Source organism: Paractinoplanes hotanensis (assembly GCF_023717965.1).
GTDB lineage: Bacteria > Actinomycetota > Actinomycetes > Mycobacteriales > Micromonosporaceae > Actinoplanes > Actinoplanes polyasparticus.
Map to the genome: position 1 here is coordinate 96,266 of NZ_JAMQOL010000017.1, position 13,294 is coordinate 109,559.

The 13,294-nt window shown below is 69.2% G+C and carries 12 protein-coding genes and 1 pseudogene; 9 read left to right on the forward strand and 4 right to left on the reverse strand.

The window, feature by feature from the left end; all coding sequences use genetic code 11:
* Positions 1 to 672: 672 nt before the first annotated feature.
* Positions 673 to 750, forward strand: a pseudogene (locus LXN57_RS14630) (IS5/IS1182 family transposase); the annotation flags it as partial.
* Positions 751 to 757: 7 nt separating this feature from the next.
* Here LXN57_RS14630 and LXN57_RS14635 read toward each other — a convergent pair.
* On the reverse strand, positions 758 to 1,306 hold the full coding sequence (locus tag LXN57_RS14635) for a TetR/AcrR family transcriptional regulator (RefSeq protein ID WP_251798675.1): 549 nt from the start codon (positions 1,304 to 1,306) through the stop codon (positions 758 to 760).
* A gap of 117 nt (positions 1,307 to 1,423) precedes the next feature.
* Here LXN57_RS14635 and LXN57_RS14640 point away from each other — a divergent pair, with 117 nt between their 5' ends.
* Positions 1,424 to 2,212, forward strand: coding sequence for an SDR family NAD(P)-dependent oxidoreductase (locus tag LXN57_RS14640; RefSeq protein ID WP_251798676.1), 789 nt, complete (start codon positions 1,424 to 1,426; stop codon positions 2,210 to 2,212).
* 261 nt (positions 2,213 to 2,473) lie between these two features.
* Here the strand turns inward: LXN57_RS14640 and LXN57_RS14645 are convergent, their stop codons facing one another.
* From LXN57_RS14645 to LXN57_RS14655, 3 genes are all read right to left on the reverse strand, one after another.
* Entirely contained in the window at positions 2,474 to 2,785 is a 312-nt protein-coding gene (locus tag LXN57_RS14645) for a hypothetical protein (RefSeq protein WP_251798677.1), read from the reverse strand.
* 144 nt (positions 2,786 to 2,929) lie between these two features.
* Complete coding sequence (locus LXN57_RS14650; RefSeq protein WP_251798678.1) at positions 2,930 to 3,544, reverse strand: hypothetical protein; 615 nt, start codon at positions 3,542 to 3,544, stop codon at positions 2,930 to 2,932.
* 126 nt (positions 3,545 to 3,670) lie between these two features.
* Positions 3,671 to 5,455, reverse strand: coding sequence for a helix-turn-helix domain-containing protein (locus LXN57_RS14655; protein ID WP_251798679.1), 1,785 nt, complete (start codon positions 5,453 to 5,455; stop codon positions 3,671 to 3,673).
* A 151-nt stretch (positions 5,456 to 5,606) separates the two neighbouring features.
* Here LXN57_RS14655 and LXN57_RS14660 point away from each other — a divergent pair, with 151 nt between their 5' ends.
* From LXN57_RS14660 to LXN57_RS14690, 7 genes are read left to right on the forward strand one after another with little or no spacing between them, the layout of a single operon-like run.
* Positions 5,607 to 6,647, forward strand: coding sequence for a sugar ABC transporter substrate-binding protein (locus LXN57_RS14660; RefSeq protein ID WP_251798680.1), 1,041 nt, complete (start codon positions 5,607 to 5,609; stop codon positions 6,645 to 6,647).
* Positions 6,644 to 8,182, forward strand: coding sequence for a sugar ABC transporter ATP-binding protein (locus tag LXN57_RS14665; RefSeq protein WP_251798681.1), 1,539 nt, complete (start codon positions 6,644 to 6,646; stop codon positions 8,180 to 8,182). Before LXN57_RS14660 ends, LXN57_RS14665 begins: the two co-directional genes overlap by 4 nt.
* Positions 8,179 to 9,171, forward strand: a complete 993-nt coding sequence (locus LXN57_RS14670) for an ABC transporter permease (RefSeq protein ID WP_251798682.1) — start codon at positions 8,179 to 8,181, stop codon at positions 9,169 to 9,171. Before LXN57_RS14665 ends, LXN57_RS14670 begins: the two co-directional genes overlap by 4 nt.
* Positions 9,168 to 10,190, forward strand: coding sequence for an ABC transporter permease (locus LXN57_RS14675; RefSeq protein ID WP_251798684.1), 1,023 nt, complete (start codon positions 9,168 to 9,170; stop codon positions 10,188 to 10,190). Before LXN57_RS14670 ends, LXN57_RS14675 begins: the two co-directional genes overlap by 4 nt.
* Positions 10,191 to 10,200: 10 nt before the next feature.
* Positions 10,201 to 11,070 carry an SMP-30/gluconolactonase/LRE family protein gene (locus LXN57_RS14680; RefSeq protein WP_251798686.1) on the forward strand — a complete coding sequence of 290 codons (870 nt, stop codon included), beginning with the start codon at positions 10,201 to 10,203 and terminating at the stop codon, positions 11,068 to 11,070.
* The gene (locus tag LXN57_RS14685; RefSeq protein ID WP_251798687.1) at positions 11,070 to 12,686 is read left to right on the forward strand and encodes a long-chain fatty acid--CoA ligase; all 1,617 of its coding nucleotides are present in this window, start codon (positions 11,070 to 11,072) and stop codon (positions 12,684 to 12,686) included. Before LXN57_RS14680 ends, LXN57_RS14685 begins: the two co-directional genes overlap by 1 nt.
* Before the next feature lie 39 nt (positions 12,687 to 12,725).
* Positions 12,726 to 13,265 carry a cupin domain-containing protein gene (locus LXN57_RS14690; protein WP_251798689.1) on the forward strand — a complete coding sequence of 180 codons (540 nt, stop codon included), beginning with the start codon at positions 12,726 to 12,728 and terminating at the stop codon, positions 13,263 to 13,265.
* Positions 13,266 to 13,294: the final 29 nt, after the last annotated feature.

The following is a 13,294-nucleotide window of genomic DNA, read 5'->3' on the forward strand; positions in this document are numbered from 1 at the left end:
CGCCCCTTCCGGCCACGCCCGTCGAGGCGCATCATGCGCGCTCAGCTCGCCGGCCTCGTGAACGGACTGCCGGACGGCCGGACCGGGCGGCGGTCCGTTCACGTCGATCCGCTTCTGTGCGGCGGCGCTGGTCCATCGAGCAGACCTCCACCCGCCGGTCTACGCTTCTTCAACGAGACTGACGCCGCCGTCTATCGTCGGACCATGATGGATCAGCGCCCCACGCCAGCCGATGTGGCCCGAGCAGCCGGCGTTTCGATGGCGGCCGCGTCGCGAGCCATGAACGGGGCCTACGGCGCGTCCGAGGCTGGCCGGCAACGCGTTCGTGAGGTGGCCGCGGAACTCGGATTCGAGCCGCACGCGGTGGCTCGAGCGCTGGCTACCGGGCGGGCCAGCGCGGGCAGGCGGGAACGCGTCGAGGTTCTGATCGTCGACCCGGATCCGGACGCCATGAGCGCCAAGCCGTTCTACGGGCGGGTGCTGGCGGGCGCGATGCGGGCCCTGGCCGACCGGGACATCTCGCTCGAGGTCAGCCGGGTCGCCGCGCTGCCGGTGGACGACGCCGATCCGCCGTTCGGACGGTTGCTGATCAATGCGCCGGGCGACGCCGGCGCCGCCTACGCCCGCCGGGGCCGGACGGTTGCCCTGGGCCGTTCCGCGCCGGGTGTCACCTTCCGGCCGAACCTGGCACGGCGGCAGAAGGCCGTCAGACGCGCCCACGCGAAGATCCGCGCCCGCGGCGAACGCGCGAGCGAGGTTACGGTTTGCCGCCGAGGGCGCCGAGCACGCTGCGGATCAGCAGCGCCGATCGGGCTCCCACCTCGTCGCCGCCGTCGGCCAGTTCAGCAGCGTCCGCGGGCAGCAGATACACCTCGTGCAGCAGTGCGAGGTAGACATTCCGGCACCAGGTTGGCTGCGCGGCGGTGATCACGCCGGATTCGTACAGGCGCGCGAAGAGCAGGTCGATGCCTGCCAGGACGTCGTCGTCGGGCCCATAGCTGAGGTCGACGACGAGGCGATAGCTCGCCTTGATCTCGAAGGCACTTTCCGTCAGGCGGTGCAGGGCGACCAGTGGGGGCGCCGTCCCCACCCGGGCCTGGTCGATGCCGTGCCGGTAGCGGTCGTTGAACCGCTTGGACAAGGCGTCGATCAGCGCTTTGCGGGACGCGAAGCGGCGGTGGACCGTCGCGCGGGCAAGCCCCGCGGCGTCGGCGATCTTCTCGAGAGAGGCGCTCGCGTCTCCGGCGAGAACCTTCTCGGCGGCTTCCAGGATCCGCGCGGTGCTGCGCTCCGCGTCTGCCCTCACGGCATCACCATACCGAACCCATAACTGAGACACAACTGACTCAGTTATTGACACAGCGGCGACATGGGGGTTGCATTTGTCATGCCTGAATCAGACCAGCCGAACAGGAGCACCACCATGGATTTGAACCTTGCCGGTAAGCGCGTCCTCGTGACCGGTGCGAGCAAGGGCATCGGGCTCGCCGTCGTCCGCGCCTTCCTCGACGAGGGTGCCGTGGTCTCCGCCGTGTCCCGGCGCAGCACCCCCGAGCTCGACGCGACCACGGCCACGTTCGTACCGGCTGACCTCGCCGACCCGGACGGTCCGCGGCGGATGGTCGAGACCGTGCTCGCCGCCGACCCTCGCCTCGACATCCTGATCAACAACGTTGGTGGCGGCACCACGACAGCCGAGGCCATGGCCGACCCGCTCGACGGCGATGACGACCTGTGGAACGAGGTCTACGCCCTGAACCTCTTCGCGACCGTACGGACCACCCGCCACGCCCTACCGGCACTGACCCGATCGCGGGGAGCCATCGTCAACATCAGTTCCAACAGCGCCCGCGCCCCGTTCGGCACACCGCTGGCCTACACCAGCGCCAAGGGCGCCCTGAACACGTTCTCCCGGGGCCTCGCCGAAAAGGTCGCCGCCGACGGGGTCCGGGTAAACGTCGTCACCCCCGGCGGCACGGACACCGACTTGATGGCGGGCAAGGACGGCTACCTCGCCACAGTGGCCGCGACCATGGGTATCGACCACGCCGACCTGCTCGCCGCGATGCCGGCGAACGGAGGCATGCTGACCGGCACCCTGATTGACCCGGCCGAGATCGCACGCGCGGTGCTGCTGCTGGCCTCCCCGGTCATGCCGAGCACGATCGGCGAGATCTGGGCGGTGGACGCCGGCTCGGTAAAGGCCGTCTGACGTTCCCCGCAGCCCGCACCTGGTGAGGATCACCCGGTTCGCTGGGACGTCCTTCTTGATCGAAGGACGGGCGCTCACAATCGCGCGGCCTTCTCAGCGCCACACCCCTGTCCCGCGGGTCAATACGTGGCAATCATGGATGACGGCCGTTGAACCGGCGCTGCGCCTGGTGATGCCAGCAGCGAGGTCACCGTGCCGGTCATGTGTGGGGTCGATCGACTTCGGTGAAGTGCTTCCACCACGCGGGCTTCGTCCGACACCTCATGTCCGATCGCTGTGACAGCCGTGAGAGCCCGCATCGAGAGGGTCCGGCCGCTGGTGCCGGGCGGCCTTCGTGGCGGTCTCGATCGAGGCTCGGGCGGCGGCGTCGTCCTCGGTGTCGGCGAAGACGGCCAGGACCTGCCGCCACTCGGCTGCGGTCAACGTCGCCCGGAAGTTGCGGGAGTCGTCCAGGCCCAGGTCGTCCGGGGCCTTCTCGGGAATCGTGAACTCGCACCAGGGCGACCAGCCGGCCGCCCCGACCGTCGGCGGTGTGCCCCGCGCCCGCCACCGGTAGGACTGGCCATGCTTCAACGGTCCGTGCCGGAACAACTCCAGGATCGCGCTCAGCGGGTCGCCGTAGTCGCCGGCCAGCTGCAGGTCTTCGACGGTCCGGCCGTAGACACCGGTGATCTGGAACGTGGACTCGACCCGCCGCAGCCCGGCGTGTGCTCACCGTCAGCCCACGATCGCTCGGATGACCGCGGTGCCCCCGTTCAGTTTCAGCAGGTGTACGACGTACCCTCCCGGTTCGGGCTTGGCTTCGGGTTCGGGTTCGTCGCATCCGACTCGCCCGCCGCCGTCGGCGTGTATCGCCACAGCGCATCCGGGGCCTGCCAGGAAACCGCCACCGCCGCCCATGCCATTGGGTTTGGTCAGTCGCACCCTGACACCGCCATCCTCCACAGAAGCCGACACCGTCCATCTGCGGAGTGAGAATTCGACCGAACCGGAGAAGGACACTTTGCAGTCGCCGTCGGCACACTCCGCGTATGTGGTGCCGCCCTCGCTCGGCGCCTTCGTCTTCCGTGGCGCTTGGGGCTTTGGTGCCGTCTCCGCTTCCCGTGACTCGGTCTTGTCCACGATGGGGGATGAGGATGCGGAACGTTCGGCATCACGGGTGTTCGGGGAGGACGAAGCGCGGTAGCCGGTCGCGGTGGGGGCGGTGTCAGGGCTCGACCACGTGGCGCCGAGGGACGATTCCACATTGGAGCCGCAGCCTGCCATGGCCAAAACCAGCAGTAGCGCCCCGATCGCGATGCGTTTGGTGGGGGAATCTGCCCAGTGCTGCATGCGCGGAGTCTAGTGCGACCCGACTTTGCCGCAGCCCTGCCCGTGACATCCACCTCGCCGGCGCCGAGGATATCGAGGGGTGTGCCGCCGGTCTTGATCATCGGGAAGCTCGCGGTAGCCGCGAACTCATTCGATCCGGGTTCGTAGGTCGTGCAGCCGCAGTGCCACCTGAAGTTGCAGGGCCCGGTCCGGCGTGCGCCAGTCCGCCCCCAGGATGCTCTCGACGCGGTCGAGTCGCTTGAGCAGTGTGTTCATGTGCACCTGGAGGGCGCCGGCCGTGCGGGTGAGGTTGCCGGAGTTTCCGAAGTAGGACGACAGCGTGGCTACGAGCTGGGTCGACCGGTGCCGGTCGTAGGACAGCAATGGCTGTAGCGAATCGGCGAGAAATCGGTCGAGGTCGGATGCCCGCTCGGTGTCGAACAACAGGGCGAACATGGCGAACGGCTCGGCCGTCGAGCCGCGGTCCGTCACCCCGAGGCTCTGCATGAGATCGCAGCATTTGCCGGCGAGCTCGAACGCCTTTCGCCAGTTGTCGTCGGTCACCGGCTCGGCGACGACCCGCACTGCGGAGCCGAGTTCCCGGCGGAGGCGCCGGTGCACCGTCTCCGCCAGTCGCGCGGGGTCCGGCGCCGCGGCGAGGAGAGCCGCGCGGCCCAGATGTTCCCCGGCGAGCCCGTTCCATTCGGGGGACTGCGCATGAAGACGGCGGCCGATCTCCGAAGCCGATTTTGTCGCCGATTTCGCGACGACGACGACGTTCAGCAGATTGATGTCCACGCCCCGCGCGTGAGCCCGGGCCCGTTGGGTCGGGCGTACCGGGGGAGCGGAGACCAGAAGTTCGGTGAGCAGTTCGCCGCTGACCCTTTCCTCCGCCGCGGCGACGGCGGTCTCCTTCAGGATGAGCAGACCCATGATCTGGGCGGCGCGCTCAAGCATGCGTATGTCGACCGGGGCGGGCTCCTCGGTGCGGGTCAGCAGGAGCGCACCGAGGTGGGTGTCGCCCGCTTGAATCGCCGCCGCGCTGTGCCAGAGCCCGGTGCCGTCGGTGGTTGTCGCCCATCTCCCGGACTGCCGGGCCTGCTCCACTGCATCGGGTGACGGCCGCTGTGCGGACTGCACGACCTCCGCATCGAGCGAGCACGTCGCGGTGACTGTGCCGGTCCGGTCGAAGACCGTGACCGCGCCTTTCAGGTGCTCGACGAGCAATTGGGCGATCTCGTCGGCTCCGCCGCCCTTCAGCACGACGTTGGTGAGGGACTCATGGACGGATTGGGCCCGTTCCATCATGGCGACCTGCTGTTCGATGGTGAGGAACGCGGCCTGCAGCTGCTTGAGGGCGGAGCGGCTCTCGTCGTACAGCCGGGCGTTGTTCAGAGCGATGGCCGCGTGGTCGGCGAACGCGCTGAGAAGTGCCACCTCGTCGTGCTCGAAGGGCCGTTCCGTGCGGTCCGCGGCGAACAGCACACCGATCACCTCCTCGCCCACCAGGAGAGGGACGCCGAGCAGCGCGACCATGCCTTCCGGGATGACCAGATCGTCGAACGTCCGGTCGTGCGGGACATCGCGCGTCTTGAGGTAGTTGCTCACCCAGGCCGGCGCGCCGGTGGCGATCACCCGGCCGCCGACACCGGTACCGGAAGGCACCCTGGCTTCGTTGAACGTCGAGGAGATCGTCCCCTCCGAGGCCTTGAGGGTCACCTCACCGTCCGGCCCCAGCAAGGAGAGGTACGTGAAATCGGTGCCGATCAGTTCGTGTGCCGCGTGAACGATCGAAGCCAGCACCGCATCGAGTTCTCCCAGGGCGGTCAACGACCGGGCCGTCGCATACAGCGAACCGAGTTCCCGTTCGCGCCGCAGGCGATAGGACGCAAGATCCGGGCTCGACGTTCGAAGTTCCGGCGGCTCGCTCATCGATCGGCCCTGCCCCTGGTGGAGGATCCATCCACTGCCTTCGGCCAAACAGTGGGGTGATCATCCCTCACCGGCGCCTTCCGGCGCACCTAGAGTTCCCGAACAAGCGTGTGACACGAGTCACAACCAATGCGCAAATCGGGAGTCTCTCATGACCATTTCCCATTTCGTGCACCAGCGCCGGTCACCGACCGTGATGAAGCTCGCCACGGCGATGGTCGGCATCGCGCTCCTGACCGGCGCATGCGGAGACGGTTCGGCCGACGACACCGCCGCGGCCGCGACCGGCGGCGGGCTCAAGGGCAAGACCATCGACTTCGTCGGGTACGGCAAGGACAACCCGTGGGGCGCCTACTTCAACAGCGTCTTCACCGCCAAGCTCGAGGCCGAGGGCGCGAAGATCGTGGATCTGACCACGATGGATCCCGGCACCGCGGTGTCGAACTTCAACCAGGCTGTCTCCAATCGGCCCGATCTCATCGTGGCCGCCCTCCTCGACACGTCGTCGATGGTGGTCCCGATCAAGAAGGCCAAGCAGGCGAACATCCCGGTGCTTGTCTTCGACGGCCGGCCGGATCCGTCCGTCGACGGCGACGTCATGCAGGTTCTCTCCGAGAACGAAGCGCTCGGCACCGCCGCGGCGCAGAACCTGGTGGAAGGCCTGAAGGCGCAGGGCAAGGAATCCGGAAGCATCGTCGCGATCACCGGCACCAAGTCGGGATTCGCGTCCCAGGACCGCATGAAGGGCTTCGAGGCCGAACTGGCCAAGACGCCCGGGTACAAGATCGTCGACGTCCAGGACGGCAACTGGGATCCGACGCTCTCCGGCAAGATAGCCACGCAGCTGTTCGCCAAGTACGGCTGCGGGGGTATCCAGGGCGCGTACGGCATGGCGGACTACCAGGCGCTGCCCATCATCGCGGCGGCCAAGCAGGCGGGCTGCGCGGTGGCCGGCAAGAACGGCGTCGTCGTCACCGGCAGCAACTGCTTCAAGGTCGGCATCGACGCGATCAAGGCCGGCACCCTCTACGGAACCGCGACCGAGGATCCCGGCACGATCGCCGAGCAGACCGCCTCGTACGTGGCCCGGTACTTCAACGGGGAGAAGCCGCCGGCCAAGGAGCTCGTCAAGGAAGAGCGCGTGACCGCCGCGAACGTCGCGCAGTACGCGGAACAGTGCAGCAAGGCATGAGCTCCGCGTCCACGACGGCGGGCGGCGAACTGGTCCGGGTCGACGGCCTCGTCAAGAGCTACGGCAGCACCCGGGCGGTCCGGGGCGCGTCCTTCGGCATCGCCCCCGGTGAGATCCACGCACTGTGCGGGCACAACGGCGCCGGCAAGAGCACGGTCGTCAAGATGCTCTCCGGACAGGAAGTCCCGGACGACGGCACCATCCGCGTCGGCGCCGAGGTCGTCGACCTGCGAAGCCGGCGGGTGGCGCAACGCGGTGGCATCGCCCTGGTCGACCAGGAGCTCAGCGTCGTGCCGACGCTCACGGTCGCGGAGAACCTCCTGCTCGGCGACATCAAGGCGAGCTGGGTCAATCGCCGGCGCACCTCCGGCGTACGGTTCCGGACCCTGCTCGACAGCGTCGGCCTCGGCCACGTCGGTCTCGACCAGCGACTCTCCGAGCTCGGCATCGGCGAGCGCCAGCTGATCGAGATCGCACGGGCCCTGGGCCAGGACGCGCGACTGGTGATCCTCGACGAGCCGACGGCCACCCTCAGCGATGTCGAGAGCGCGTACGTGTACACGGCGGTGCGCAGTGTGGCCGCGGCCGGCTGCGCCGTGCTGTTCGTCTCGCATCGGCTCGGTGAGGTCCTCGACCTGTCCGATCGGGTCACCGTGATGCGCGACGGCGCCGTGGTGGCGACCACGCCCGTCGCCGGCCTGACGATCGACTCGCTCATCGTTCAGATGCTGGGTGAGGCCCCGCACCGGCTCGGCCGGTCGACCGGCCCGGACATCGAGGGTTCCGCCGAGGTCCTGACCGTCTCCGGGCTGACCGTCCCCGGCCGGGTCGGGAACTTCGACATCACGCTGCGGGCGGGCCGGGTGTACGCCGTGGCCGGTCAACTCGGGTCCGGCGCTTCCGACGTGCTGCGCGCGATCGCCGGCCTGGTTCCGGCGGCCACCGCCGGCATCACCGTCGACGGGGTCACGGTCCGCCCCGGCCGTCCGGCCGCCGCGATCAGGGCCGGCATCGCGTTCGTCTCCAACGACCGCAAGGCCGAAGGGCTGTTCCTCGACAAGCCGGTCAGCTGGAACCTGCTCGCCACGCGCCTGCCCCACGTCACCCGGCTGGGGGTCCTCGACCGCCGGCGGTGGTCGGCGGCCCTGGCCGCGCTCATCGACCTGTGCGGTCTCGACGGCCGGCGCGCCGGCCACGACGTGGGTTCGCTCAGCGGCGGCAACCAGCAGAAGGTCTTCGTCGGGCGGTGCCTCGGACGCGACGACGTCCGGGTCCTGCTGCTCGACGACCCGACCCGCGGCGTCGACGTCGGCGGCCGCGCGGCGATCCACGCGCTCCTGCGGGACGCCGCCGACCGCGGCATGACCGTGCTGTTCAGCTCGACCGACCTCGGAGAGCTGCTCGACCTCGCCGACGTGGTGGTCACCATGCACAAGGGCGTAGCGGTCCGGCGGCACGACGGGGACACGGCCGGCTCGGTCCTGCTGCGGGAGATGACGCACGGCGCCGCGACCGTCACCGAGGAACGGAGGTGAACGCCTTGTCCGCGCCGGCCCGCCTCGATGCGGCCGCGTCCCCGGGCGGGCGGCGGCAGCGCTCGCGTGCCGACGTCGTCATCAACGTGATCGTGGTCCTGGCTGTGCTGGCGGCGATCGTCGTGGGCCTGTCCACCCATCGCTTCGCGACCGTCGCGAACGCCAAGGCGATCATCACGTCGGCGAGTCTGGTCGGCATCGCCGCGCTCGGACTGACGCTGATCACGATCGGTGGATCGGCGGTCTCGCTCGCCATCGCCCCGACCGTGGCGGCCGTCGGCATGATGTTCCTGTCGGCCCAGTCGCTCGGTCTCGTTCCGGCCCTGGCCATCGCCCTCCTCTGCGGCGTTGTCATCACCGGGGTGCAGGGCGCTGTCGTCGGCTACGCCGCCGCGAACCCCGTCGTCCTCACCATCGCGGCGAGCTTCGCGATCACCGGACTGGCCATCGGCATCAGCGGGGGCGCATCGGTCGCGCCCACCGGATCGGGGTACGACCGGCTGAACGCGACACCCGGCGGGGTGGCACTCAGCGTCTACGTGCTGATCGTGCTGGCGGTGGCCGTCGAATGGACGTTGCGGCGGACCGGCTTCGGGCGATCCCTCTACCTCATCGGCGCGAACCGACCCGCGGCCCGGGTCGCGGGCCTGCCGGTAGGGCGGACGACCGCGGTGGCCTGGCTCGGGGCGGGCGCGCTGTTCGCCGTGACCGCGGCGTTCACCGCCGCGTTCAACACCTCGGCGAACGTCAACCTCGGCGGCACGCTCACCTTCGACGCCATCGCCGCGGTTCTGGTCGGCGGCACGTCCATCGCGGGCGGGCGGGGCTCGGCGCTCCGCACCCTGGCCGGCGCGGTCCTGATCGCCGGGGTATCGGACATCCTCCTGCTGCGGGGCTATTCCACCGGAGTGCAGATCATGGTGAAGGGACTCATCGTCCTGTTCGTCGTCGTCATCGTGCACCTGCGTACCAAGGGAAGCCGGGCATGAGCGCCCGACGGCTCGGGCGACCCGAGATGTTGCTGCCGACGGCGGCGGCCGGCCTCACCGTCACGGCGTTCGCGCTACTCCCGGCGTACACCGATGCGGGTCTCTCGTCGTTCGACGTCTACAACACCTTCCAGATCTTCGCGCGGCTCGGCCTGCTGGCACTCGCGCTCGGGCTCACGATGATCGCCGGCGAGTTCGACCTGTCCGTGGTGGGCACGTACGCGTTGGGCGGGATGCTCACCGTCCAGGCCGGTCAGGAGCACTACGCCTACGGCCTGCTCGCCGCGGTGGCCGCCGGCGCCGCGATCGGCCTGGTGCAGGGCGGCCTGATCGCCGGTCTCAAGCTCCCTTCGATGCCGGTCACCCTGGCGACCTACATCGCGCTGCTCGGACTCACCAGCGCGCTGTCCGGCGGGCTCACCAGGACGTACTCCAACGCGTCGGTGACCCTCTGGGTCGACCGGACGGTCCTGACCTACTTCTCCCCGCGAAGCCTGATCACCCTGGGGCTCTTCGTCCTCGCCGCGGTCGTCCTGTCGCTGACCCGGTGGGGCCGTGAGCTCCGCGCGATCGGCGGAGACCGGCGGGCGAGCCGGGTGGCCGGAGTCCGGGTCGACCGTCTCCTCGTGGGCACGTTCGTGGCTTCCGGCGTGTTGTCCGCGCTCGGCGGCTCGCTGCTGAGCTTCAGCCTCGGCTCGGCGAACCCCGACCCCGGTGTGCAGCCGCTGATCGTGGCGGCCGCGGCCGCACTGCTCGGGGGCGTCTCCCTCACCGGCGGTCGCGGCAATCCGCTCGGGCTGCTCGGCGGGATCATGGGGGTCGCCCTGCTCACCGAGATCGTGACGGTCGCCGCTCTGCCGGTGTACGTCACCCAGCTTTTCTTCGCGGGCCTGCTCGGCATCATCGTCGTCATCGATGCCCCGGATCTGCACAGCGCGCTCGTCCGGGAGCGGACACGCCTCCGAGCCGGGACCAGTCGCCCGTCACCCGCGGGTGCCCAGCCGGGCAACCAGACCTAAGGAGCGCGTCATGCCAGAACCGTCACTGCTCTTCTCCGATCTCCGCTTTCCCGAAGGCGCCCGCTGGCACGACGGCCGGCTGTGGTTCTCCGACATGCACACCGGACAGGTGTTCCGGTCCAACCCCGCCGCGCGGACCCTCGAGGAGGTGACCGTCGTCGACGACCAACCGTCCGGTCTCGGCTGGCTGCCTGACGGCTCGCTGCTGGTGAGCTGCATGACCGATCGCAAAGTCCGGCGACTGGGTCCGGACGGACGCCTGAGTGTCCTGTCCGACGTGTCGGGCCTCACCGACGCGCCGATCAACGACCTGGTGACCACCGAGACGGGGGAGACCTTTCTCGGCGGCTTCGGATACGACCTCTACGCCGACGCTCCGCAGAAACCGGGCCCCATCTTCCGGATCGACGCCGACGGCCGGGCCGCCCTCGTCGCCACGGACATGGTCTTCCCGAACGGCATGGTCGTCCTGCCCGGCACCGCCACTCTGGTGGTGGCGGAGACGTGGGCGGCCCGCCTGACCGCCTTCGATATCGACGATCGCGGTGACCTGACCGGCAAGCGGATCTGGGCCGAACTTCCGGCGGGCTCGACTCCCGACGGGATCTGCGTGGACGAGGCCGGCGGAGTGTGGGTCTCGTCCATCACCACGTCCCGCTTCCTCCGGGTCGAGGCGGGTGGCCGGATCACTCGGACGATCGAGGTCGACGGCCGCTGCGCCACCGACTGCGTGCTCGGCGGGCCCCGCGGGACGACGCTCTTCCTGCTCACGTCGAACAGCTGGCAGCCGTCCGAGACCACGGTACGGGCCGGACGGATAGAAGCGGTCGAGGTGGACGTCCCGCTGCGACCCGCGAGCATGGAATCGGGGATCCGGTGATGATGCACGGCCTGATGCAGGACCGTCCGCTGACCGTGCCGACGTTGCTGTCGCGGGTGGAGACCACCTTCGGGCACAAGCGGATCGTCACCGGCGGCGCCACCGAGACCGTGACTACCTGGCGCGAGGTGGCGCCGCGCGTCCGCCGACTGGCTCGGGTCCTCGAGAGCCTCGGGGTGCCGGCCGGCGCATGCGTCGGCACCTTCGCCTGGAACACTCAGCGGCACGTCGAGCTCTATCTCGCGATCCCGAGCTCCGGGCGGATCCTGCACACGATCAACCACCGGCTCTTCGGCGAGCAGATCACGTTCATCGTCAACGACGCGGCTGACGACGTGCTGTTCGTCGACCGCACGATTCTGCCGGTGGTCTGGCCGTTGGTCTCCTCGTTCGGCACGGTCCGGCACATCGTCGTCATGGACGACGGCGGGGACATGCCGCTGCCCGACGACCCGCGCGTACTCGATTACGAGGAACTTCTGAGCCGGCAGGCGGACGGGCCGTTCGAGAACGTCATCGAGGACGAGAACGCGGCAGCGTCTCTCTGCTACACCTCGGGAACCACGGGCAACCCCAAAGGCGTGCTCTACAGCCACCGCTCCATCGTCCTGCACAGCCTGCTTCTTCTCGGCGCGGACGTCTTCGCGCTGAGCGAGAGGGACGTCGTGGCGCCGATCGTGCCCATGTTCCATGTGAATGCCTGGGGGCTTCCGTACGCTGCGATGCAGTGCGGTGCCGACCTGGTCCTGCCCGGCCCGGTCAAGAACCCGGACGAACTGGTCTCGCTCCTGTCCCGTCACCGCGTCACGTTCAGCGCTGCCGTCGCGACGGTCTGGCGGGATGTGATTCCGTCGCTGAGCGGCCACGACCTCAGCAGCCTGCGCCACATCGCCTGTGGTGGTGGCGCCGTCGACGATGCGCTGTCCCAGGCGTACGAGAACGCGGTCGGGATTCCGCTGACCAACGCGTGGGGAATGACCGAGACCAGCCCGGTCGTCACCACCTCCCGCTTGGCGACGCACCACGACGGCCTCACCGGCGAGGAGCGACGGCTTCTGCTCGGCAGCCCCGGCCCGGCGGTGCCGCTGACCGAGATGCGGGTCGTCGCCGATGACGGCGTCGAACAGCCGCGTGACGGACGATCCCCGGGCGAACTGCAGGTCGCCGGAGCCACCATCGCCGGCGCCTATTTCGGCGCGGACGGAGATGCCTTCACCCCGGACGGATGGCTGCGCACCGGCGATGTGGCAACGATCGACGAATGGGGTTATCTGCGCATCGTCGACCGCACCAAGGACCTGGTCAAGTCCGGCGGCGAATGGATCTCATCCGTCGTGCTCGAGAACGCGATCATGTCAGATTCGCGGGTCAAGGAGGCGGCCGTGATCGGCGTCCTCGATCCACGCTGGGGTGAACGTCCGTTGGCCTGCGTCGTTGCCTCCGAGGGTGCGATCCTCACCGCGGAGGACGTTCGCGCGCACCTCTGCGACCGAGTCGCATCGTGGTGGATCCCCGAACGCATCGAGTTGATGAACGAGATCCCGAAGACCGCCACCGGCAAATGGTCGAAGCAAGCGCTCCGTCAACGGTTCGCCGACTCGACCGATTCGCACTGAGACCGCATCACTGAGACCGCACCAGCGAGAGGAACCGCCATGCCGATCGAACCGCGCCTGGTCGTCACCGGCCACAGCTCCGGCGGCGATGCCGTCTTCGTCGACGACCGCCACCCCGAACCGCTGAGTGTCCAGGCCCTTCCCGGAGCCGACTTCTACCTGATGTGGGGCACCGCGGACGGGGCGCCGACGGTGGGCGACAAGGACGCCGTGCCGGTCCTGCGCCCCTATTTCCCCGGTGTCGGCGGCAGCCGGGTCATCTTCCTCCGGTGGGCGGCTCGATCGTCGGATCCGGAGCTCGTACCGGATGCGCGAAGTGTCCAGGCCGAGGTCGCGGACAAGCTTCCCGGCCTGCTTGATCCATTCGAGGACGACGGCGACGGCATGCACACGACCGACACCGTCGACTACGCGATCTGCATCGAGGGCGAGCTGAGTCTCGAACTCGACAACGGGGCGGAAACGATATTGACGCCGGGAACATGCGTGGTCCAGCGCGGCACCAGGCATGCGTGGAAGAACAAAAGCGATCAGCCGGCGCTGATGTGTTACGTGCAGATCGGTGCGGTGCGCGTCTGAGGCGTACGGCCCTGTTCCGCTCGCAGTCA